21 protein-coding genes are annotated in these 23497 nt (G+C 51.7%); 13 read left to right on the top strand and 8 right to left on the bottom strand.

Annotated elements, in window-relative coordinates; translation table 11 throughout:
- The first annotated feature begins 135 nt into the window (after positions 1–135).
- The 3 genes from GZZ87_RS13650 (at position 136) to GZZ87_RS13640 (ending at position 2820) form a co-directional block, all read left to right on the top strand.
- Entirely contained in the window at positions 136–1329 is a 1194-nt protein-coding gene (locus tag GZZ87_RS13650) for a phosphoglycerate kinase (protein WP_162025774.1), read from the top strand.
- Positions 1330–1373: 44 nt separating this feature from the next.
- On the top strand, positions 1374–2153 hold the full coding sequence (gene tpiA, locus GZZ87_RS13645; RefSeq protein ID WP_162025775.1) for a triose-phosphate isomerase: 780 nt from the start codon (positions 1374–1376) through the stop codon (positions 2151–2153).
- A gap of 265 nt (positions 2154–2418) precedes the next feature.
- Positions 2419–2820, top strand: coding sequence for a diacylglycerol kinase (locus GZZ87_RS13640; protein WP_162025776.1), 402 nt, complete (start codon positions 2419–2421; stop codon positions 2818–2820).
- A gap of 120 nt (positions 2821–2940) precedes the next feature.
- On the opposite strand, the gene GZZ87_RS13635 is transcribed toward GZZ87_RS13640, so the two are convergent.
- Both GZZ87_RS13635 and glpK read right to left on the bottom strand, forming a co-directional pair.
- Complete coding sequence (locus GZZ87_RS13635; RefSeq protein ID WP_162025777.1) at positions 2941–4518, bottom strand: glycerol-3-phosphate dehydrogenase/oxidase; 1578 nt, start codon at positions 4516–4518, stop codon at positions 2941–2943.
- 90 nt (positions 4519–4608) lie between these two features.
- Positions 4609–6111 (bottom strand): glycerol kinase GlpK, encoded by a 1503-nt coding sequence (gene glpK / locus GZZ87_RS13630; RefSeq protein ID WP_162025778.1) that lies wholly within the window; start codon positions 6109–6111, stop codon positions 4609–4611.
- 492 nt (positions 6112–6603) lie between these two features.
- On the opposite strand from glpK, the gene GZZ87_RS13625 reads away from it, so the two are divergent.
- Positions 6604–7059, top strand: coding sequence for a tRNA (cytidine(34)-2'-O)-methyltransferase (locus GZZ87_RS13625; RefSeq protein ID WP_162025779.1), 456 nt, complete (start codon positions 6604–6606; stop codon positions 7057–7059).
- A gap of 185 nt (positions 7060–7244) precedes the next feature.
- On the opposite strand, the gene GZZ87_RS13620 is transcribed toward GZZ87_RS13625, so the two are convergent.
- Entirely contained in the window at positions 7245–7604 is a 360-nt protein-coding gene (locus GZZ87_RS13620; protein WP_162025780.1) for a cupin domain-containing protein, read from the bottom strand.
- Between the two features lie 133 nt (positions 7605–7737).
- Here GZZ87_RS13620 and GZZ87_RS13615 point away from each other — a divergent pair, with 133 nt between their 5' ends.
- From GZZ87_RS13615 to GZZ87_RS13605, 3 genes are all read left to right on the top strand, one after another.
- Positions 7738–9000: a U32 family peptidase gene (locus GZZ87_RS13615; RefSeq protein WP_162025781.1), complete on the top strand. Its 1263-nt coding sequence runs from the start codon at positions 7738–7740 to the stop codon at positions 8998–9000.
- An 11-nt stretch (positions 9001–9011) separates the two neighbouring features.
- Positions 9012–9239 carry a ferredoxin gene (locus GZZ87_RS13610; RefSeq protein WP_162025782.1) on the top strand — a complete coding sequence of 76 codons (228 nt, stop codon included), beginning with the start codon at positions 9012–9014 and terminating at the stop codon, positions 9237–9239.
- Positions 9240–9744: 505 nt separating this feature from the next.
- Complete coding sequence (locus GZZ87_RS13605) at positions 9745–11136, top strand: hypothetical protein (RefSeq protein WP_162025783.1); 1392 nt, start codon at positions 9745–9747, stop codon at positions 11134–11136.
- Between the two features lie 135 nt (positions 11137–11271).
- Here GZZ87_RS13605 and GZZ87_RS13600 read toward each other — a convergent pair whose 3' ends face one another.
- Positions 11272–12909: an RICIN domain-containing protein gene (locus GZZ87_RS13600; RefSeq protein WP_162025784.1), complete on the bottom strand. Its 1638-nt coding sequence runs from the start codon at positions 12907–12909 to the stop codon at positions 11272–11274.
- Positions 12910–14721: 1812 nt separating this feature from the next.
- Here GZZ87_RS13600 and GZZ87_RS13595 point away from each other — a divergent pair.
- Complete coding sequence (locus GZZ87_RS13595) at positions 14722–14949, top strand: helix-turn-helix transcriptional regulator (RefSeq protein WP_162025785.1); 228 nt, start codon at positions 14722–14724, stop codon at positions 14947–14949.
- The gene (locus tag GZZ87_RS13590) at positions 14942–16150 is read left to right on the top strand and encodes a type II toxin-antitoxin system HipA family toxin (protein ID WP_162025786.1); all 1209 of its coding nucleotides are present in this window, start codon (positions 14942–14944) and stop codon (positions 16148–16150) included. Before GZZ87_RS13595 ends, GZZ87_RS13590 begins: the two co-directional genes overlap by 8 nt.
- Before the next feature lie 236 nt (positions 16151–16386).
- Here the strand turns inward: GZZ87_RS13590 and GZZ87_RS13585 are convergent, their stop codons facing one another.
- From GZZ87_RS13585 to rplU, 4 genes are read right to left on the bottom strand one after another with little or no spacing between them, the layout of a single operon-like run.
- Complete coding sequence (locus GZZ87_RS13585; RefSeq protein ID WP_162025787.1) at positions 16387–17217, bottom strand: hypothetical protein; 831 nt, start codon at positions 17215–17217, stop codon at positions 16387–16389.
- On the bottom strand, positions 17207–17611 hold the full coding sequence (locus GZZ87_RS13580) for a hypothetical protein (protein WP_162025788.1): 405 nt from the start codon (positions 17609–17611) through the stop codon (positions 17207–17209). Before GZZ87_RS13580 ends, GZZ87_RS13585 begins: the two co-directional genes overlap by 11 nt.
- Positions 17612–17670: 59 nt before the next feature.
- On the bottom strand, positions 17671–17922 hold the full coding sequence (gene rpmA, locus GZZ87_RS13575; protein WP_162025789.1) for a 50S ribosomal protein L27: 252 nt from the start codon (positions 17920–17922) through the stop codon (positions 17671–17673).
- A gap of 27 nt (positions 17923–17949) precedes the next feature.
- Positions 17950–18264 (bottom strand): 50S ribosomal protein L21, encoded by a 315-nt coding sequence (rplU, locus tag GZZ87_RS13570; RefSeq protein WP_162025790.1) that lies wholly within the window; start codon positions 18262–18264, stop codon positions 17950–17952.
- A gap of 142 nt (positions 18265–18406) precedes the next feature.
- Between rplU and GZZ87_RS13565 the strand changes: the two genes are divergently transcribed.
- The 4 genes from GZZ87_RS13565 to priA are packed head-to-tail and all read left to right on the top strand — an operon-like array spanning position 18407 to position 23289.
- On the top strand, positions 18407–18892 hold the full coding sequence (locus GZZ87_RS13565; protein ID WP_162025791.1) for a Fur family transcriptional regulator: 486 nt from the start codon (positions 18407–18409) through the stop codon (positions 18890–18892).
- A 14-nt stretch (positions 18893–18906) separates the two neighbouring features.
- Complete coding sequence (locus GZZ87_RS13560; protein WP_244648119.1) at positions 18907–19269, top strand: hypothetical protein; 363 nt, start codon at positions 18907–18909, stop codon at positions 19267–19269.
- Between the two features lie 32 nt (positions 19270–19301).
- The gene (locus GZZ87_RS13555) at positions 19302–21038 is read left to right on the top strand and encodes an ABC transporter ATP-binding protein (protein ID WP_162025792.1); all 1737 of its coding nucleotides are present in this window, start codon (positions 19302–19304) and stop codon (positions 21036–21038) included.
- Positions 21025–23289 (top strand): primosomal protein N', encoded by a 2265-nt coding sequence (gene priA / locus GZZ87_RS13550; RefSeq protein ID WP_162025793.1) that lies wholly within the window; start codon positions 21025–21027, stop codon positions 23287–23289. Before GZZ87_RS13555 ends, priA begins: the two co-directional genes overlap by 14 nt.
- The last annotated feature ends 208 nt before the right edge of the window (positions 23290–23497 follow it).

Here is a 23497-nt window from a genome sequence, read left to right as displayed (position 1 = left end):
AGCGGATACTCTGATGCGGCGGCCTTTTTTATTTAAACTAGCTTTCTAACATCGGTGGAATGCCAAGTCTCGCTCGACGAGCGAAGCGAGGGCACATTACCACTCTCACTTTCACCACCACTCATCACTTTTATAATGGCTACTAAAACCATCAAAGACGTCGACCTTTCCGGTAAGCGCGTATTCGTTCGTTGCGACTTCAATGTCCCTCTCACTGACGGAGTCATCTCTGACGATTCTCGTATCGTTGCAGCACTTCCAACCATTCAGAACCTCATCGCTCAAGGCGCAAAGGTCATCCTTTCCAGCCACTTGGGGCGTCCTAAGGGTGAGAAAAATGCGAAGTATAGCCTCGCACCCGTTGCTGAAGAGCTTGCCAAGCAACTCAACCAACCTGTTACTTTCATCGAAGATTGCATCGGTGAAGAAGTTGAAGCTGAAGTCGCTAAGCTCGGCGAAGGCGAAGTCGCACTCCTCGAAAACGTTCGCTTTTACAAAGGCGAAACAGACAACGATCCAGAGTTCGCTGCGTCTCTTGCGAAACTTGCAGATGCCTTCGTAAACGATGCATTCGGCACCGCTCACCGCGCACACGCTTCCACAGCAGGCGTCGCAAAGCACCTTTCACCTTGTGTTTGCGGTCTTCTCATCGAGAAAGAGCTCGCATACCTCGGCGACAAGACAAACAGCCCAGAGCGTCCGCTCACTGTGATTCTTGGCGGCGCAAAGGTATCCGATAAGATCAAAGTGATCGACGCACTCCTCGAAAAGGCAGACACCATCATTATCGGTGGTGCGATGGCTTACACATTTGCACTGGCAGAAGGTCGCACCGTTGGTGAGTCCCTCAGCGAGCCTGATTTCATCCCAACTGCTAAGTCCGCTCTCGCGAAAGCGAAAGAGAAGGGCGTTAAGTTCCTTCTTCCGATCGACAATCTTGCAGTGAAAGATCTCGACTTCGGTGCTGGCACTGTTGGCGAAACGAAGATCTTCGAAGGCAGCATTGATGCTGGCTGGGAAGGTGTTGACATCGGCCCTAAGAGCATCGCGCTCTTCAGCGAAGAAGTGAAGAATGCTAAGACAGTTCTTTGGAACGGTCCTATGGGCATCTTCGAAATCGATGCCTGCAACAAGGGCACCTTCGCAGTTGCTAAGACCATCGCAGACTCAGACGCATGCTCCATCATTGGTGGCGGTGACTCTGTGAAAGCCATCAAGATGGCTGGCTATGGTGATCAAGTCACATTCATGAGCACCGGCGGTGGCGCTTCCCTCGAATTCCTCGAAGGTAAAGAGCTTCCAGGTGTGACTGCACTTGACCAAGCGTAAGTCATCTCTTCTCTCCTAAATCTAAATTCAAATTTTATAATATTATGAGTAACTCAGCACGTAAATACCTCATCGCAGGTAACTGGAAAATGAACTTGAACTCAGCCGAAGGTGCTGAGCTCGCTAAAGACGTAGTCAGCGTCGTAGGTCCTCAGACCGACGTCTCTGTATGTGTTTGCCCAACTTTCACGACGCTTGAAGCCGTGTCACAAGTGGTAAACGACTCCAACGTTTCTCTCGGTGCACAAAACATGCACTTCGAAGCGTCTGGCGCATACACTGGTGAGATCTCTGCAGAAATGCTTCGTCATCTCTTCTGCAAGTTCGTCATCCTTGGACACTCCGAGCGCCGCGAATATTTCGGTGAAACTGACGCGATCGTTAACAAGAAGACACTTGCTGCATTGGCTGCAAACTTGAAGCCAATCGTCTGCATCGGTGAAACACTCGAAGAGCGTGAAGCAGGTAAGGTCAACGAAGTGATCAAGACACAGCTCGAAGGTGCACTGGTTGGTGTAACTGCAGACGCTGCAGATGCACTCGTCATCGCTTATGAGCCAGTTTGGGCGATCGGCACAGGCAAGACTGCAACACCGGAAATGGCTGAAGAAGTGCACGCGGAAATCCGTTGCCTCCTTGCTGGCCTCATTGGTGAAGAAGCAGGTGACAAGGTTCGCATCCTCTATGGTGGTTCCATGAAGCCAGGTAACGCACCTGAACTTCTTGCTCAGAAGAACATCGACGGTGGTCTCATCGGCGGTGCAGCTCTCAAGGCAAGCGACTTCGCTGGCATCATCGAAGCAGCAGTCGAGCTTTCCAAGTAGTCGTTTTTCGAATACAAAACCTTTCAAAAGCCGGAGCGGAAACGCTCCGGCTTTTTTGTGGGAACTGTGGGAGGGATGGCCTCTGCGCTTGCCGCGTTCTACGCTGCCGTCAGCTGAGCCTACGCACCGAGCCTCTGCACTAGCACACTGCAAGACGAGGCGGAGCTCATCCCTCCCCATGGAAGGGGAATCCCTCCCTTTTTCACATAACTGTAATATTTTTAGTCTGTAAGTTTTACGGTAAACTGTCAGGAATGTGACCGCAATGAGCACAGACCAACCAGATCCTTCGACTCATAAACATAAGGGCGCGACTCGTCTTTTAAAGGCGAGTCAATGCTCGATATCCGGCTTAGGCTACGCAATCAAGGAGGCAGCCTTTCGATTGGAGGTCATCGTCGGCAGTGTATTGATTGTGCTGTCCTGCTTCTTAAACGTAGGAGTGGCAGAGCATTTATTGCTAATAGGTTCTGTCTTGCTTGTTTTAATCGCGGAAATCCTGAATTCAGCGATAGAGGCGGTGGTCGATGACATTTCGTTTGAGCGTCGTGAACTAGCCAAACAGGCGAAAGACATGGGCAGTGCCGCGGTCTTTATCGCACTGGTCAACTGCTCATTATGTTGGGTCTACATTGTCGTGGCAAACTGGGATGGCTTGTTGGGGTAGTAGCGGAGGATAACGATTCCCGATGTCATCATCGTAATCTTACTCATACTCCTCTATGAATTCGTCAGGTTTTCGGCACGAATACTTCGAGTAAGAGTATGATTAAGATGAAGCTTCGACTTATGTCACACTCGCTGAGTCGGTAAACAGATAGCCCTTGGCTAGTTCGGCATAGGCGGCTACTTGCTTGGCTTCCCATGCCGTATCATGCCCGAGCTCTTTGGCTAGTATCTCAGCAACGACCGGTGCGGCCTCGATCGATGCCGCCGCGTTGAGCAGTAACGCACGTGTGCGGCGGGCTAACACATCTTCGACTGTCCGTGCCATTTCCTCTCTGGCGTGCCAGATCACTTCTGCCTTTTGATAAGGAAGTTTCGGGTGTAACGTGTCAGCGGCCGTTGAGTCAGTCGCAATGATTGCTTGAATGGCTTTGGCATCCGCCCCGTAGCCTTTCAAGTGGTCTGAGATAGCACACGCCTCAGACCAACCATGGATTTTCATCGATTCAGTGGGGCACAGGTAGCGAGGGAGCTTCGCAAGCTCTTGTGCCTGGTCGATCACATCCTCGGCCATCTTGCGATAAGTCGTCCATTTACCGCCGGTCAGTGTGATGAGTCCGCTTTGACTAATCAGGATCGTATGGTCGCGGGAGAGCGCCGCGGTGTCATTACTGTCACCAGATTTGACCAGCGGGCGAAGCCCGGCATAGACGCTGAGCACATCTTCTGGGCATGGGTCTTTGGTCAGATACTTGCAAGCATGCGTCATGATAAACTCCCGCTCTTCTGCCAACGCACGTGGCTCTAAGCTTTTTGAATCGAGTGGGGTATCCGTCGTGCCGACCACAACATGATCATGCCACGGCACCGCGAAGAGCACACGGCCATCGGCGGTCTTTGGGATCATGATCGCTGCATTGCCCGGCAAAAAGCTTTTCGGTAGCACGATGTGAATGCCTTGGCTCACGGCGATGATCGGCTTGGCCGTAGAATCATCGATACTGCGCAGTTCGTCGACAAACACACCGGTCGCGTTGACCACAGACAGCGCTCGCACGCTAAAGGTGGTATCGCTCTCAATGTCGTGAATCTCAACCCCGCAGACTTTGCCGTTCTCTTTGATCAGACCTGTGCAGCGGCAGTAGTTGACCATCGACGCGTCATGCTCGGTCGCCGTTTGCGCGAGGTTGATCGCAAGCCGTGAATCGTCGAATTGTCCATCTTGATAGATGACGCCACCGCTGAGGTGATCTTGCTCGATGGTGGGAATCGCAGCGATGGTTTCGTCGCGACTCAGGTGCCGTGACGGTTCTAAGCCCAGCTTACCAGCGAGTTGATCGTAGACCTTCATGCCGATTGCGTAAAAGGGTCCCTCCCACCATGCGTAGTTCGGGATCACGAATGCCTGAGAGTGGACGAGGTGCGGGGCGTTCTTAGCCAGGCGGCCACGTTCGCGCAGCGCTTCGAGCACGAGTGAGACGTTGCCTTGTTGCAGGTAGCGCACGCCACCATGCACGAGTTTCGTGGAGCGACTGGAAGTGCCTTTGGCAAAGTCCGCTTGCTCAAAGAGCGCAACCCTGTGGCCGCGCGCAGCGGCATCCACTGCGGCTCCGAGCCCAGATGCGCCACCGCCAATAATGACGATATCGAATGGTTGCGTGGCTGTCTGCACGCATTGGAGTGATTTCTCTCGATTCATATTTTAATATTCAAAGTGTCGTTTGCCTCAGCTCTCAAGTCTCAGCCCTCAAGTTTCAGCCCTCAAGTCTCAGGTCTCAGGTTTCAGCCCTCAAGTCTCTTCTACCCAGGCTTTTGCACGTCCGACGGCCTTGCTCCAACCGTCACGTAGCGGTTGCATTGCGTAGGCATCATGCTGTGGCTTGAACTGACCATCGGCTGACCAATGTGCTGCGATCTCTTTGCGGTTTTTCCAGAATCCGACTGCGAGCCCCGCGAGGTAGGCGGCGCCCGTGGCCGTGCTCTCAATATTCTTGGGGCGCACGACGCGAGTTTGTAGTAGATCCGATTGGAATTGGAGTAGGGGCACGCTGCGACTAGCGCCGCCATCGACGCGCAGTTCCTTGAGTGGGAGACCACTGTCTTGCTCCATCGCTGTGATCAAATCGGCACATTGAAAGGCAATCGACTCTAGTGCCGCTCGGCAGAAGTGTGCACGATTCGTCCCGCGGGTGATGCCGAGCATGGCACCGCGTGCGTAGGGATCCCAATGCGGTGCACCGAGTCCAGCAAAGGCAGGCACCAGAAATAGTCCGTTGCTATTTGGCACACTGGCGGCCAATGCGTTGAGTTCGGCCGCATTACGCACCAATTGCAGTTCGTCACGCAGCCATTGCACGACTGCGCCACCAATGAAGACGGAGCCTTCCAGCGCATATTCAGTTTGATCGCCGATACGCCAGGCTACAGTGGTCAGTAGGTTCTGCTGCGAACGAATCGGTTGTTTGCCCGTATTCATTAATAAAAAGCAGCCAGTGCCATAGGTATTCTTAGCCATGCCTTCGGTGAAGCACGCTTGGCCGAAGAGGGCGGAATGTTGGTCGCCTGCGATGCCCGCTATCGGAGCTTCTGCGTATGAGAGGCTACTGTCGACATGCCCATAGACCTCGGAGCAGGAGCGGATCTCTGGCAGGATGCAGCGAGGAATCCTGAATAGTTCCAGTAACGAGTCGTCCCAATCGCCCGTGGTGAGATTCATCAATAGCGTGCGACTGGCATTGGTTATATCCGTGGCGTGCACTTTGTGGCCGGTTAGTTTCCATAGTAGCCATGTGTCGACTGTGCCGAATAGTAGCTCCCCATTTTCAGCACGACTACGTGCATTGGGCACGTTGTCTAGAATCCATGCTAATTTGGTTGCCGAGAAATAAGGGTCTAGCCGCAGGCCTGTCTTTTCGGTGACCATTGCCTCAATGCCATCTTCTTGCAATTTGCGACAGAAACCAGCGGTGCGGCGGTCTTGCCAGACGATGGCGTTATAAACTGGCTTACCGGTTTGCTTGTCCCAAACGATGGTCGTCTCGCGTTGGTTGGTAATGCCAACGCCAGCAATCTCGTTGGAGTCGATGTTATGTCGCATCAGAGCCTCTGTGACCGTCGCACTTTGGCTTGCCCAAATCTCCATCGGGTTATGCTCCACCCAACCGGGCTTCGGGTAAATTTGTTCAAATTCCTTCTGAGCCGATGCGACGATTTCGCCTTCGTGGTTAAACAGTATGGCGCGCGAACTGGTCGTTCCTTGATCCAAGGCGAGAATGTATTTTTCAGTTTTCATTGTATGGGGTAATTGAATCCTAAAAGAGTAGTTAGAAGCTAGAAGGTAGTAGTTAGGCGCTGAACATCAGTGTATTATGACTTCTTTGGCTTTCGCCAAATGGCTTCGCCCTTCGGTTGCACCCAAGGGCATAATAAAGTGTCGCTGCGCTCGGCAGGCGGCGACAAGCGAAAGTCCTTCATTACCAGAGGCTAACTTGCTACGCCATCTACGGCATACCTCCGACTGACTCCTTATTGTAACTCCTGAATGTAGTTTGATGGATATATCTGATACTGATAGTTAAAGATGGTCAAATTCGGATATGGGGAGGGACAGCCTCCGCGCCTGCTGCCGAGCCTTAGCACCATCACACCGCAAGACGAAACGGAACTCGTCCATCCAGAATGTATGTGTCGATAAATCAGAAATGATGTGCGTGCACAGTAAAAATGCACTCTCAGTGGAATTCAATGTTGGACGTTCGATTTTGGACGTTCAAAGTTCGCATCAATGCTTCATATCGTTCTATTTAATCCTGAGATCCCGCAGAATACGGGTAACATCGGCCGTCTCTGCGCGATCACAGAGACCCGCCTGCACTTGATCCACCCGCTCGGCTTTACGATCACAGATAAGCACCTCAAGCGTAGCGGCATGGATTATTGGCACTCGTTGGATGTGCACCATCACGACGACTGGGACGCGTTTAAAGCGAGCGAGTTTGCGCCAAAGCGGCTCTGGCTCTTCACTACCAAAGCCGATCATGTGTATTGGGATGTGGACTACGCAGATGACGATGGACTCGTGTTTGGTAGCGAAGGGCATGGCGTGCCGGATTGGCTCCATACCGAACTGGAAGGGCAACGCGTCACCATTCCGCATAAGAACACTGAGATGCGCTCGCTGAATCTGTCGACCTCAGCAGGCATTGCGACCTACGAGGCGATTCGGCAACTTTCGGTTTAGGTTGCTGGATGCGGAAGTCGGGGTGTTGCTTGCGGCACCCGCTAGGGCAGTAGACGTTACAGAACTATGTGTGCTGTGGCCTTTGCGCGGTCTTCGCGAGCAAAGCCCCTACGTTCGAGACGTGAAATACCTCGAAGATACTTACTTTTGATCTGTCTATCGCAGCCTCCCCGAGGGAGTTCGTCCTACTCAAACTCGGTCGGCGTATCAACCAACGCACCGAGGAAAATTAGCTCGGTTTCGCCGGTGTTACGGATGGCCTGTGTTTCGCCGTCGCGAGTGATTTGTAGCGTGCCAGGAGTGAACGGATGCTCGACGCCGTTATCGACGACGATGCCGGTTCCGGAGATGCAGTAATAGAAGTCTTCGTCGCCATGATGCGAGTGTGCACCGACGCTTGCGCCGGGCTCGAGTCGGACGATTCCTACACTTTTAATGGCGCTGCCAGGGAACAGATCTAGGAGCTTGTGAGCATAAACAGTTCCGGTGCCGCCACGCACGCCTTCAGCGACTTCAGGGACAATAGTGTGAACATTTGTAATCATATCCTTAGGCTAAGCAATTCGAGCGAACTGTCATTAAAAAACACGTTGAATGCTCGCTGGCATTAGACCGATATCTGCAATTCTTGACTACGGCGTCTTTATTCCTCATGCACGGCTACTCATTTTTAGAATCATGACAACAGAATCACGCGAACAACACATTGAAATCCTGTCACCCGCAGGCTGTTACGCCTCACTACAGGCTGCGATCGACGGCGGTGCGGACGCGGTTTACTTCGGCCTTGCACAGTTGAATATGCGTGCTCGCTCGCGTCGCTCATTCCACGTCAAGGATCTACCTGAGATCATGGAGCGTTGCCGCAAGGGTGGTATTCGCGGCTATTTGACGCTGAATACCTTGCTCTATGACCATGACTTGAAGCTCTGCTACAAGCTGCTCGAAACGGCAAAAGAGCAGGGGGTGCATGCCGTGATTTGCGCCGACATGGCCTGTGTGTTAAAGGCACGTGAGCTTGGACTGGAGGTGCACCTCTCCACCCAACTGTCTATTTCCAATTTCGAATCCTTCCAGTTCTACGCACAATTCTGCGACCGTATCGTGCTCGCGCGTGAGGTGAATTTATCGATGATTCAGAAGATCCGCGATCAAGTGCTTGCAACCGACCTACGTGGTCCAGCAGGCCGAATTGTCGAAATCGAAGCCTTTGCGCATGGTGCGCTCTGTATTGCGGTATCTGGTCGCTGTGGCATGTCGCTGTTTACCGACAATGCCTCGGCCAATCGTGGTGCCTGCGTGCAGAACTGCCGCAAGGAATACATCGTTAAAGACAAGGAAAGCGGCAAGGAACTACTGATTGATAATAATTTCGTGATGTCGCCCAATGACATCTCAACCATCGAGTTCCTTGACCAAGTGCTGGATGCAGGTGTGCACACACTGAAGCTCGAAGGCCGTGGCCGTTCGCCTGAGTATGTGAAGCTCGTCACGCGCGCCTACCGCAAGGCTGTCGATGCCGTGCAGGCTGGCACCTACTCGAAGGAGTTTGTGGCAACATTGCTCGAAGACATTCAGAAGGTCTATAACCGCGGTCACTCCGATGGCTATTACCTCGGTCGTGAGCAAGGTTGGTCAAATGCCTATGGCTCGAAGGCGACGCACCAGAAGGTGTTGCTTGGGCAGGTCACGCATTATTACTCGAAAATTGGCGTCGCTGAGATCACTGCCACGGGTGTGGTGAAAGTCGGCGATGAGTTCGTGATCATTGGCGAAACCAGCGGCGTGATCGAAGGCAAGGTCGAGAGCCTGCGCCTGGACGACGGCGAGGTCGATCAAGTCAAGAACGGCGACGTCTTTGCGATCAAAGTCAGCGAGCGCGTGCGTAAGAACGACAAGTTCTTCACCATGGTGCCTGTCTCCGCTCCATCCAAAGCCTAACTTTCCATACCGTGAAATTCATAAAGATAGCCCACAAGAAGCCGGAATGTATCGGCTGTATGCTTTGCGCGGAAGTCGCACCGCAATATTGGGAAATGGATGAGGACGGCGAAGCGCAACTCCTACGTGTTACTCGCGAGGATAAATCCTTTCAATACGGCGAAGGCTTTGAAGAGGATCGCGCCGTGCTCAAAGAAGCTGAAGAAGGCTGCCCCGTGAATATCATCAAAATCGGATAATTCACTTTTTGTTTAGCTAGTATACTCAAGCGCATCATATACTCACGCGCATCATGATTTGTGAAAAGTGCATTCATGCGATTGCTGTAGGGGCTTTGCTTGCGAAGCCCGCGCAAAGGCCACACGCATAGGAAGTTGTAAAACTTTAGCTGCCTTCGCGGGTGCCGCCCTTCGACAAGCTCTGAGCCTTGAGCCTTTCGAAACGGCAAGCAGCACCCCTACGCCAGATTCTTCGATTTCACAAATCACAATACTTTATGCGCGTGAGTATACGAATCTGCTGAGTATGTGAGGGTAGCTTGGGGAGGGACGGCCTATGCGCCGTCTGCCGACCATGTCTACGCATGGTGGAGTGGGTAAGGCGCGACACAAGTGCCCCAAACACAAAGCTCCAACAAAAAACTCGAACCCAACCCTACAAGCTCCTACAAAGGGAAAAGCTTTTTCATATTACTTGATTCAGTCATTTTCGCCTATTGCACCAGCATCACAGACTTAAGAAAACATGAAAGCACTCTCCACAATCTCACGCGTCATAATTGCAGCTGGAATATTTTCTTTAGGCATCATTGTAGGGCGATCGACGGGCCCGAATATACAGGAATCCAAAGAACACGTTCTAAACGTTTCGTCCAAAAATGACGAACCGCAAACTCAAGACGCTCAAGCATGGAGCCCTTCGATTTCAAGCGCTTCGCTATTCGATGATATCAATACAAACGACCTTCAGACCTTGGCACAACAGGCGCAGGCTTCAGCAGATGATTTGGAGAATGATGCATTGTTACTTGTGCTGATTTCTGAATGGGCAAAGAAGGATCCGTATGCTGCTTTGGCATATGCCAGTGAACTGCCCAACCGCGGGGATCTGGTTTACGTTGGCTTACGCAAACTGGCGCAGAAAAGCCCTGATGGGGCACTCGATTGGATTAGCAGGAACGCAATGAATTCTGGCGAACGTCAATACTTCTTAAGGGCAGCCTACACCGGGATGGCTCTGTCCGATCCAGCAGGCACGGTTGCACGGGTCGAGCAACTGACTGCAAGTGCACAGCGCGATCAACTCCTATCTTTAACGCTGAATGAATGGGCGAAACAGGATATTCATGCCGCATTCGATTGGCTAGAAACGACCGAACTCAATCCACAGTTTACGCACATTTACAATGAGGTGATGGGGCAATATATTGAACAAGACCTGGAGCAGGCTGCGGCTCTTGTTTCTCAAATGCTCTCAGGGGATAATAAGTTAAGTTTCGCCTCACAAGTCGCTACACAACTAGCCGAAAAAGATGTGAACCAGGCGCTTGAATGGTTACAGACTATCGATGGGAATGAACGAAAATATGCCTTACTTGGAGTGATGGATCGCTGGGCTTCAGGGGCAGAAGGGGCAGAGGCGCTCAATTATCTCTTACAAAACTCTGGTGAACCGAATCATCAAGAACTGTTTTCCATGGTTGCCATGAAATTAGCACGGAAAGATCCGGAAACGCTGACAGATGAATTCAACAATATGAATGAGTCAGAACAGATGATTACTGCTCAACAATTGGCTGCCGTCTATAGCATCAACGATCCGGAAGTGGGCATCGAGTGGATACAATCACTGGCAGCAGGTTCGGTCAGAGATGAGGCGCTCAAGAGCACGCTCGCATCCTATAAATATAGCAATGTCTCCCAAGCGTTTGATCTCTCAGAAACGATTTCTAACCCAGCGCTACGGACCAGGCAAATGCGCGAAGTTCTAGCAACCTGGATTCCAGTCAATCAAGAGGCGGCAATACAAGCCTTAGACGCTTCATCGTCTCTCACTGCCGATGAGAAGCAAGCGATGCTCAATCAGGTCACTGCAAACCTGAAGGTTGATGACTACGCTTTACCGGCCAAGGAATAGTTGCCACAAAAAAACGCTCCGCAGCGTGGCACCTTCGGTGCCGCTGCGGAGCGTTGTAAATCATTACGATTCCAACCTGAGTGTGTGCGCTAAAGCGCTAGCTCTTATTAAGCTTTCGGACACACCCTCTTGGTTTTATTTATATTCGATAAACCAATGCATATCTTGACTGGTCTTAACCGATTTTCTGAGATCCACATTCTGTGAATTTGCGCCATCGGGGTTACCATCAATTGCATAGTTGGTTTTATTTCGCTTGCGCAATTGATACGTGCCGTCGTCTTGCGCCACCTTTTTCCACTGTTGATTGTAATTATCGGCATCTTCTTGCCATAGGTAAACATTCTGACCGTTGGCTCCATCATTGCCACCATCGATGCAGTAGTTCGTTCCTTTCTTCTTGTAAGAATAGAAACCGTCACCGCGATAGATTTCTTCCCAGGTCAAGTTCCTATGGTTATCAATATAAGTCCAAAGGCTTACATTCTGCCCGTTAACTCCGCCACCTCCGCCATTGAGGCAATAGTTGAGTGCATTGCGCTTACGGAATTGGACATAGTGCGTTTTGCTGACACTAATCCGGTCATTCATGTATCTGAGCTGTTCCATCGCCCAGTCTTTCGCGAGCAGGTCGGGAGCCTTCCACGACTTATTGCAATCAGAGTGAACGATTGGTAATCCCCAAGTGATCGCACCGCCACTGAGTCCGACTTCATTCCATTCCAAGAATTCCGCATCTGTCAGGGCCGCAGTATTGCCTCCGTTCCATGCAGAGGTGCTCATCTTTGGGTAATAATGCCCCATTACTTTGTCGTTCCAGTCTCTGCCGTCGTTAATATAGACATGGCCATTCGTCTCACCCATTTGCTCACACATGCTGAAGTTCTTGGGATAGAGATTTTCCGTGGTAGGGTCACCGGTTCCGCCAAAGGGATGGCCGAAGGTATAATCCGCAACAAGCGTGGTATTGTTAAAGGGCTTCGCTACCCAACCAACACCATGATTAAAAGCAACGGCTGCATTGGGATTACCTGCGCGAGCGGCATTCGCCCACGCTTCGAACAACCGTTGATCGCTGATCACACCATCAGGGTCTAATACATCACCGTTGGCTGTGATTTTACTAGCCTTATCAAAGCACCACGCGTCGATTAAGTCTCCATAACGAAGCGAATAATCTTTAATCACATACTCAGCGTAGCAGAACATGTATGCCCGGTCAGGATAGTCAGCATCTGTATGATAGGACTGGCTTTTGACAAAGGTTTTTACCGCGCTTTTCGTGTCGCAATAATCCTTCCAGCGTTCGGAAATGGTTGCATCACCATAGACGAGGCAGTTGCTATTTACGTAGACCTGAGTTCTCAATCCCTTCGCTTTACATGCGATTAGCCACTCTTCAAATGGGTCGTAACCCGAAGCGGCACGCGGAACAATGATTACATCGCCCATGAAGCTTTCGATCACATCACTAGGCGCGGTGTGCGACGCTGATTTGCTAGCAGCATCTCCTAAGTTTAACTGGATGTAATCGATCGAGTCGATCTCTTCAATCTGCTCGAGGAAGGGGTCAATCGACATCCAATCTTGGTTCTCTTCCAACAACTCCCAGTCATAACTGGTGGGGTGCCACATCAGGCCTAATGCGCCTCGCATCCAGCTCGCCCGGTCACCCAGCTCTGCCTGCGCGATACCGCAGGAACAAGCCATGGCAATGGTGACCAATGAGGTCGTGAGCCGAGTCATTTTACTTCTTACACTTGATAGTTTCATTTTAAATAATTGATTATAATTTTCTGGGGTTAAAAATCGCAGCACTGATATGACAGTTCGCGATGGGGTAGGTCTTTACTTCGGGGAATCTTTTATCTCATATCATCAGATCGTTTTTTTTTATTGGGGTGTGGAATGGAGACATGATCTCCGTCAAGGGGAGTGCTCACATTCTAAACGGGGATTGCCATCGAGTCTTCATCAATGCGCAGATATGCCCTGTGTCTGAGCGAACGATGGACTGCGTGACGTTGCGCGACTCAGTGGAATTCACACTGTCAATGACACCATTAACAGACCGTATACATCTGGTCTCAGACTGAAACGAACCATCCAATGCCGACAGAATTCCGGGCGTGGGATACGCTTTATACGTTATAAATAGATCACGACTGTCTGCACATGTGTGATCTGAAGTAGACATGCAGAACGAACTATTTCCTGGTTCATTCCAAAGTGCGCTCAAGGGCTTATTCGCAAAAAAATCTACATGAATAAGTTCAACTAACAGCAAGCAAGCGCCAGCAATGCATATCCACTTCGCGGAGTGGAGCCTTCTCATTTTTATCGGGGTTGGGGGGAGGGGGAATTAAAGAGGAATTAATTCAGTGCGCTCTAGCAAGGCACGTATTGAAATACGTAATTAAAAGAGTTGGGGTGACTGAATGAACTCCAAGGGGATAGATGGGGGATTTTGAATGATCATAATGACATGCCGGTCACGCCATAGCAATTACGCGTATACATAAATCTATATGACGTATATGCGTGATTATAAGTAGTTTAAGTCGAATGGTTAAGGGTCTATGCCTTATTCGTTGCGAACGGTAGCGAACCAACTTCGACGAACTATATGCCAACGCATCCATAGATATACGAGCTCCACTACCACTCACGCGCATCATAATCTGTGAAAAGTGTCGCGACTCATGCTTATCGGCTGAATATGTGGGTTGCTTGGGGAGGGACGGCCTCCGCTGCCTGCTGCGTTCTACTCTGCCTGCTGCGTTCTAGGCTGCCGTCCGCCGAACACCTCAGCACAGAACCAAAGCACACAACGCAGGACGAGACAGAGCTCGTTCCTCCCTAATGTGTTGCGCGAAAAATCACAAATCATGATGCGCGATAGCATCGATCAGCCTACACGCTAATAACTGGGTGTGTTGCTTGGGGGCAACTATCTTACGAATCCATAGTTGAAGTCTTATGTGCTTCCCGAGCCGCTGGGTAAGCGCATCTGAAATACTACGATGGTAGGGCGGAAAGGTGACTCCCTTTTTTCGTGCCTTTTTGTGGCTTTTTGTGGCTAAAACTCAGAGCTTTAGGTTTTAATTTTCTCCGAAAAGCATACAGGTATCGAAATATCCAATGGCATTGTGCTAAAGCTGCACGCTACGCAGGACGTAAAGACGGATGATTCGTAAGCGAAACGGTGACTCTCCTGTGTCCAGCTTCCTCCTCACATGAAGCAAGCGATATCGATGGCCGTGTCGGTCAAGCACCTACATTCCGACAGCCCATGTCTGGCAAGGAACTCGACTACGCTTTTCATCAATTATGATGCTTGGCTGACGGTGAGGTGCCCATCAGTGGTTTTAAATATGACCATTTGGAGGCGTTGCAGGTTTTACTGAAATTACTATAGGTGCATATATTTCAGTTCAATTAAACCGATAAAGTAGTTTTTATTACTGATCATTGGTGTTTAAGTATGATTGTTTCTATATCAGTTGAATTAAAATGATTATGATCTATCTGTGATTATTGATTGCATGATATATTTTAGGAGTCATTGAAATCAGTTCAATTAAAATGAAATATAGTGAATTTGGAAAATTAGTGTCCGCGGCGCGGAAGGCGCAGGGTTTGACGCAGCTGGAATTGCAGGATTTGTGCGGTGTGAGCGCGTCAGTTCTCTACAAAATTGAGTCCGGGCGGGATGATTTAAGCGTTCGCAATCTCATGGCGGTCATGGATGCTTTGGGCATTTCAGTGCACTGCAAGAGCCCTTTGGGCGCGGAGATTTCGCTTAATGGATAGTTTGCGACTCTTTGTCGGCCAAGTATTTGCGGGCGTATTGCAACGTGATCCTGACGGTATCAGCTTTCGCTACGTAGATGGCTACGTCGGGCCTCCCGCATTCTTGAGTTGGCCAGTGCAACATATGGCGCGGCATTGGCATGACCTGCCGGCGGAACTCGCTTGCCTGCTGCCGGCTGGGGTGCCGCTGGAGCAGTGGCAGAGCTCGGGCGCGCCGAGTTGCAGCAATTGGGACTTGTTGGCAGCGACAGGCGCTGATCTCCCGGGCGCGGTTTCTGTGCTGCCGGACGACCCTAAGCGCGTGCCATTGGGCCGTGAGCCTGAGGGCTTGAAGCGCTCAGGTCGCGCGCGCATACAGCCGGAACTGCACGCGTTGCCCTATAGTTCGCAGGAATTGGCTGCATTTAACGCAGGGGCGGGGTTTCCACACTCACTGGCCAGTCGCGGTGCGTGCGCGAGTGCTATTTACTCGCGCAAGGAGTCTTCATTTCAACTCGTTAACTTCAATGGTAGCTATCGGCTGCTGCTAGAGTCGGGGGATTGCCCCGGTGCGGTTGAAAATCAATTACTGACGTCGCGCCTTGCGCAGGACGCTGGCCTTACAGTGGCGCCGGTGGGGCGCGTTCAGACCTCCGATGGCGTGCCAGTGCTTTGGATGGAACGCTTTGATCGCTCAGGGGCGAAGAATAGCCAGCGCTCGCGCCTTGAATCTGCCTGCCAATTGCTCGGGCAGGCGGCGACTGGAGGCGACAGAGCTTCAGTGGAGGGGGTGGCGCAGTGCATTCGGCGCTACTGCACCAATCCTAAGATACAGCTCATGCGATTGTTTCACCGCGTGCTGTTTGGCTGGTTGACTGGCAATGGCGGGTTAGACCTAAAGAAGTGGTCACTACTGCAGAATGGAGCGTTTATTGAGCTCTCGCCCGCATATGGACTTATCAATAGTGCGATCTTGAAGGAGGGCGCAGTTGAGAGTGCAGTATCAGTTGGCGGTCAGAATGATCATTTAGGCCGAGACGGCTTACTTGAGTATTTCGGCGGGGAAGTCTGTGGGCTCAATGCCCGCATGATTGCACGTGTAATGGGGCAGCTTGAAGCGACGCCATGGGAGCGCCGAATCCGCGAGAGCGGCTTATCAAAGAGCGATCAGCGGGCCTATTTCGAACTGCTCAGCGAGCGATGGATGCGATTGCGCGGCTGAAAACACGAGTTGGGAGGTGCCACGGCCTGCGCCGCCGTAGCCTTGGGAGTAGGAGTGAAGGGGTTCGCGCAACATGAGCTGATTTTTTGAACTAACCGGCCGAAACCCCTCCGACCCCGCAGACGGGGTCACCTTCCCTTCGCAGGGGAGGAGCTCAAAGAGCCGCGTTCAGCGCAACAACTAGAAGGCATAGAAATGTGGCTATGCGAACAGCGCGGAGGCTGTCCCTCCCTAAGCTAGCGGCGCTCGATCCAGAGGGCTAGGGCGCCTTCGAGGAGGATCGTTTCATCCGGCCTCGCGAAGCTTTGCCCTCCCTTAAATTGGAGCATCTGGGCGAATTCGCTCTGTGCTGCGGCGTAAACTCTCAATTGATAGCGAGGGTAGTCTGCCTTCGGGTAGTGTATATGGATCATGCTCTCCATGCCCTTTGCTTTGTAGCGGTCTGTGGCCTGCAATTGTAGCATTGGTATTTCGGTTAAGCTGAATGTGAAGTCGCGGGCATAGGTGTTTATGGTGAGTCCTTCCTCTGACTGGCCCGTGAGGCAGGTGTAATGCCCGTTGATTCGCGCTAATTCAGCCGTCGTCGCGTTGGTGCGGTAAGTCCCGTGTAGCAGTATGACGGCTGCTCCAGAGTCGTTTAGTCGGCGCAGCGCCTCTTCGTCCGGCAGATTGAAATAGCGCATGACTAGCTCTAGCTCCTCGGTTGGTTGCTGGTGGAAGTAATCGACACCGCCTTCGATTAAGCGCTGCAGCTTAATTTCCTGAGTGCCGCCAAGGATGGTATCTAGCTTTGATAGTGTCGCTTGAGCCGATGGATCGACTGCCCATACGGTAAATGGACTGCCGGTAATTAGCTCATGCTCTGCCTGTAGTTCTGGGGTGCCATGCTCGCTTAGCCATAAGAACCAGCTGCCCAATGCAATGGTGCCGCAGCTTTCGCTGGCGCCTGCAATGGTCTGTTGATTAATTCGCGGAAAGTCATTGCCGACCTGCAATGGCAGGGCAAGCGCCTGCGCGCTGATTAATAGGCAGAGCCAGAGGGCGCGAATCACGATGTTAATCGACAAGGTAGGGCAGTCCGAAGAGTAGGAAGAGGAAGCCTAGTATCGCGATGGTAAAGATGGCGAGGCAGCCGATTTGGGCTTTGCGAATATCTGAAGTGGTCGATGACTGTGCTGCCGGATCAATGTCAAACAGTGGCGCTGCAGGTTCTTCAATGGGATCGGGCAGCTTTGCGAACTGCGCCATTGTCGCTGATTTTGGAGCAGCAGGCTCACTGGCTTCGGCCTTTGTCGCGAATTCAGGGGAGCTCGGCACCTCCGCGCCGCTCTGCGACTGACCCTGGGCGAGGGGAGCTATTGTGCTCGAACCTTCGCTCGCAGCGATACGTGCATCCAGCCAGTCTAGGTGCTGCTGGATTAGGGCGCGTTGCGCGCGTAGTTCTTCGAGTGGTTCAGACATAAAAAAATCCCGACTCAATAAAGAGTCGGGATTTTGAAAGTGTGTCGATTTAAAATCGACTAAGCAACTGCTTCTTCGATGTTGATCGTGCGGTGGAGCTTATCGAAAGCTACGCGACCTGCAACGAGTGCGAAGAGTGTGTGGTCACGGCCCATTCCGACGCCAGCGCCTGGGTGGTAACGTGTGCCGCGTTGGCGCAAGATGATGTTGCCTGGAATAACTGCTTCGCCACCGAATTTCTTAACACCGAGGCGTTTTGAATTACTATCGCGACCGTTACGTGAAGTTCCTTGTCCTTTTTTATGTGACATTTTTTAAGTTCTCCTAAGTGGTTTAATTTATCCGTTGATGGATTCGACCTTGATAACGGAAAGATGTTGGCGATGGCCACGGCGCTTCTTGTAGCCTTGACGACGCTTCTTTTTAAAGATGACAACTTTCTTGTCCTTCTTGTTCTCGAGAATAGTGACTTTAACAGATGCACCCTCGACTAGAGGAGATCCGAAGCGAGCGTCTGCTCCTTCACCGATCATGAGGACTTCATTGATGTCGATAGAGTCGCCTGCTTCCGTATTAGGGAAAGAGTTAACTTTGAGGACATCGCCTTCAGTTACAGTAAATTGGCGACCTTGTGTTTTGATAGTGGCTTTCATTGGAAAAACGAGAGAGCAAAGCGTTGTGAGCCGTTTAATCAAGGCTTTTCTAGCTTATTTTTCATGTATTTTTAATCAGCGTTTCAATGGGGGCTTGCCATGGCCTCTTTCCTAGTCTCAATTCTGTCTCAATAAGTATTATATGGAGCCAAATATCCCAGATATCGAAAGTGTCAGAGAGACTTTTAAGGAGTTTCTTACCAGTAAAGGTCTGCGCGTTACTAACCAGCGTTTGGCCATTTTTGACGCTGCCTATGAGCACCCCGACCATTTTACCGCTGAGGATCTTCTAGATCGTGCGCGTGAAATCGATGATTCTGTGTCGCGTGCCACCGTTTATCGCGCATTGCCGATTCTGACGGAGAGTAGCCTGATTCGTGAGGTCGATGTGGGGCGCGACTACAAATTCTACATGGCGAATAAGAAGGCCAACACCTTTCAGGCGCAGGTGATTTGCTTGGATTGTGACAAAATTTTCGAAATTGATGCTCCTTTTATGGAGTGGTATGGCAAAACCGTGGCGGATAAATTGGCACTGGAAGTGCAAACACAGCGCCTGCAGGTATCTGCACATTGTAAAGAGCTACAGGAAGCAGGGATCTGTGAACGAGGCGGTAAGAAGCGCTAAGTATTGCTGAGATCATGAAGCGCGAGAATTTTGATTTCGAACTGAGCTTTTTTGAAGACTTACACAGGCGTATGCCTAAGGATGTGCGTGTGGTCTCGATGTTAGCACACCTCTACACACAGACGGGGCAATTAGACGCAGGGCTACGCCTTGATCGCAAGTTGGCGCGTTTGACGCCAGAAGATCCGACTGTGCATTACAATTTGGCCTGTAGTCTCGCGCTCAAGCATCGCCTGGCCGATGCGCTCAAGGCGCTCAAGGTCGCGATCACTTTCGGTTACGACGATTATATTTGGATGTGCAATGATCCAGATCTGTCCGAGTTACATGAGTCGAGCGCATTTTTAAAGCTCTGCGACGAATTGGGGATTGGCTAAGTCAGACGAAGTTTATCTGCTGCTTCAAATCTATGCGTGCGAATGAATCCATAGGACTGGGGCACCCGTCCTTGATCAAATATATCTGGGGGCAGCGAACAAAGCTGTGGCGCTACATGCTGTGGCGCATCATCAGCGTGCTGGCGGTGACTCCATTTCCGGTGATCACGCAGCGCATCGTGGACGACTCGGTGGCAAGTGGTAACCTGAGTGGCGTCTGGCATTACACACTCTTCGGGCTCGGGCTGTTGCTATTGCACTTCATTTCGATGCGCGTGGCGGTGAGCTACCTGGCGGTCGATGTGCAGTTGATCTTACGCCAACTGCGCTCGCGACTGTTTCATAAGTTGAATTTCATGCATTTCGGCTTTCTGGATTCGATACAGACTGGGCGACTGCTCTCGAAGTATGCCTTTGATACGAACAATGTAGAGTTCACGATGATCATGATCGTCACTGCGGTGCTCCCAGAGTTGCTGCGCTCGGCGCTACTGATTGCGACGCTGACCTTCATTAATCCATGGCTGCTGTTGATCGTCATGATCTGCGTGCCGATTTTTGCCATCGTCCGCTATTATTTCTTTAAGCCGATTGAAGCCACCAATCATGCGGTGCGCATGGCACGTGAGAAGATGACGGGGCAGGCCAACGAATTTATTTCTGCGATTAAGTTAGTGCGTGGCTACGGCCAAGAGCAGCAAGCCAAGCAGCAGATGGATGTATTGAGCGATGATTACAGTGATCAACGCGAAGACCAAATGCGCCAAAATCAGTCGCTCGGATACATTTTGTTCACTTCGGTCAGCGCTCTGTCGATTTTCGCGGTCGCGGCGTGCGGTTGGTTGGTCATTGAGGACAAGTTGACAATGGGGGCGATGATCGCACTCGTGGCGTCGCTACCGATTTGCTTCCAGCCTGTCTATATGATCACGCAATTCAGCATGCAGTATCTGGTCGGGGCAGAAAGCTACACTAGTATTAAAGAGTTAATGAACTCTGGCTACGTGGAAGCATGGCAGGGCAAACGTTCACTCGATGCCATCAACGGAGCGATCGAATTTAAAGACGTCTCATTCACATACAGTGACGATGATCCCACTGTCATTCGCAATTTCTCGACCAAGATCAAAGCAGGGGAGCATGTTGCCTTTGTTGGGCCCAGCGGTTCGGGCAAGAGCACATTGGTCAGCCTGATGCTCGGCTTTTATTCGTCCTCTGGCGGCGAGATTTGTATCGATGGTGTTCCGCAACAGGAGATCGACATTCGGCAGTTTCGCCTGAACTGTGCCATCGTCATGCAGGATAATCTTCTGCTGTCTGGCACCTTGCTGGATAATGTGCGTTTCGGCCGTCCCGATGCGACGTTGGCAGAAGTGCGTGAAGCCGTTCGCAACGCGAATGCATTGGAGTTCATCGAGGCCTTGCCCGAAGGGTTCGACACCAAGGTCGGCGAGCGTGGCGTCAGTCTGTCAGGCGGGCAGCGTCAGCGTATCGCCATTGCACGTGCGCTACTACGTGACCCGAAAATCCTGATTCTCGACGAAGCCACCAGTGCGCTGGATTACGAGAGCGAGAAGCTCGTCAAGGAAGCCATCGAACGCCTCGCGCACGGTCGCACCACAATCACCATTGCGCACCGATTGAGCACCATCCGCAGCGCCAACCGAATCATTGTCCTGAAAGAGGGCACCAAAGTGAGTGAAGGCTCATGGGATGAACTCTCATCGCAGGAGGGCGATTTTAAAGATTTACTCGATGCACAAACGTAGCGCTCAGTCAGATACACGCATCGTCGAAGTCATTGCCATGTCCGGCTTTGACAAGTCACTGGCATATGCCGTGCCGCCAGCCTGCCAGGCGGACATCCAAGTCGGCTCGCTGGTGCGCATTCCGCTGCGTCGTCGCAGCGAGCTCGGCGTGGTGACACGCTTTGGCACGGATCAAGAAGTGCCGCCCGGCAAGCTCAAGATGCTGTTCGAGATCGTGCAGCCGTATCCGGTGATGCCGCCGGATCTGATGAAGCTCTTTCGCTGGCTGCAGCAATATTACTCGTCCACACCCGAGGCGATTCTAGAAACCATGATTCCTGCGTGTATTCGCAAAGGGATGCAGGTAAAAAAGCGCCGCTATATTTCAGCGGCGAAAGCACCGACTGCCGAGGAACTAGCAGCGCTAGAAAAACGTGCGCCTAAGCAAGCCGAGTTACTGCGCACCATTCGCCAACAGACCAAGCCGCAGGCTCGTGCGGATGTGCTCAAGCGATTAAAGATGAGTGCGGCGGCTTGTGAGGCGCTCATAACCAAAGGATTTTTACGCGAAACCGATACCGAAGAAGAACGTATCGCTTACGAAGACGAACTCAGTGACTTCGACACGGTGGCCGAAGTGTCGCGCCCCACATTGACCGATGAGCAATCCACCTGCGTGGATGCGATCCATGGCGCGATTGATAAAGATGACTTTAGCGTGCGACTCCTGCACGGCGTAACTGGATCGGGTAAGACCGAGGTCTATTTAAATGCGATTGAGAAGATTGTCGCCAGTGGCGGTGGGGTGATCTTCCTCGTGCCAGAAGTGGCACTCGCGCCGCAAACTGTCGGTCGTGTGCGCGGGCGGCTCGAAGCCCGTGGTGTGCATACTGTAGTATGGCACAGCCATCTCTCCGAAGGTGAACGCTACGACGCGTGGAAGGCGCTTGCTAGTAATGAAGCACACGTGGTCGTCGGCGCGCGCTCGGCCATTTTTGCACCGGTGCACAATCTCAAGCTCATCATCGTGGATGAAGAGCACGAGCCATCCTACAAGCAGGAAGAGTCGCCACGTTATAATGGTCGCGACGTCGCAGTGTATCGCGCCTTCCTGAACAAGGCGGTCTGTGTGTTGGGCTCCGCAACACCGTCGTTGGAATCACTCTATAATGTGGAGAAGGGCAAATACGCGGTGGATCATATCCTAAACCGCGTGGATAACCGTCAGCTACCGAAGATTCACGTGGTCGACATGTGTCGTGAAACCTCGCCCGAAAAGGCGGCCTCACCAATCTCTCGCATGCTCGGCGACAAACTCCGAGATCGCTATGAAAAAAAGGAGCAGAGCATTCTCTTCCTGAATCGTCGTGGCTTCTCAACCAGTATGTTGTGCCCGGATTGTGGCTACGTGGCCGGTTGTGACCATTGCAGTATTCCAAAGACCTACCACCGCACGGATAAGCAGCTGCGCTGTCACTTGTGCGGCGAACAGGAACCCGCGCCCACACGTTGTCCCGAGTGTAAATCGACTGCGATTCGTATGCGCGGCAAGGGCACACAGAAGATCGAAGATATCGTGCAAAAGATCCTGCCGACGGCACGGATTCACCGGATGGACGCCGATTCGATGTCGAAGAAGAATCTGTATCGTAAGATCCTGAACGATTTCCGTATTGGTAAAATCGACATCCTTGTCGGCACGCAAATGATCGCCAAGGGCTTAGACTTTCCAAATGTGACATTGGTGGGATTGGTCGATGCCGACATGTCGCTGCACATCGAGGACTTTCGCGCAGCCGAGCGCACCTTCCAGCTGGTGGTGCAGGTCTCAGGCCGCTCCGGACGCGGAGATCGGGCAGGGGAGGTCGTCATCCAAACGCACACGCCGCACGCGCCGCCAATTCAATTTGCCCGTAAGACCGACTTCGACGGCTTTCAACTCGAAGAGCTGGAGCAACGCCGCGAGTTCAACTATCCGCCCTTTCGTCATTTGATCAGGCACTTATTTCGCGGGCGCAACCCCGACAAAGTGAATTTCTACATCGATCAATGGACGAAGCTCGTCGAAACCGAAATGGGCGACAAGGTCGAGATCCGCGGCCCGGCACCCGCACCGATCGAAAAGATCCGCGATGAGTATCGCTTTCAGTTGTGGTATTTCGCACCCAGCGCCAGCGCGGTGATCGGTCAGTTAGCCGCACTACGTGAGAGCTTCAAGATGGACAAAGAGGTGATCGACCTAATGGACGTCGATCCGATGAATCTGAGTTAGGTCTTAATATCGGCGTCTTAATCTTACTCTTACTCCAATTTCACGGTCAGAAGATTAAGAGTATGAGTCAGATTATGATTAGGACTGTGAGGAGATTTTAAACACAGATAAACGTCGAGTTCGCGACATGCAGACAGCTCATAGAAGCGACACTCCTGTCGCTTAGGTTCTGTTTTTTTGGCCACAAAAAGGCGCAAAAAAGTCACAA

This window comes from Lentimonas sp. CC4, assembly GCF_902728235.1.
Classification (GTDB): Bacteria; Verrucomicrobiota; Verrucomicrobiia; order Opitutales; family Coraliomargaritaceae; genus Lentimonas.
This window is presented reverse-complemented; position numbering and strand designations above follow the sequence as displayed.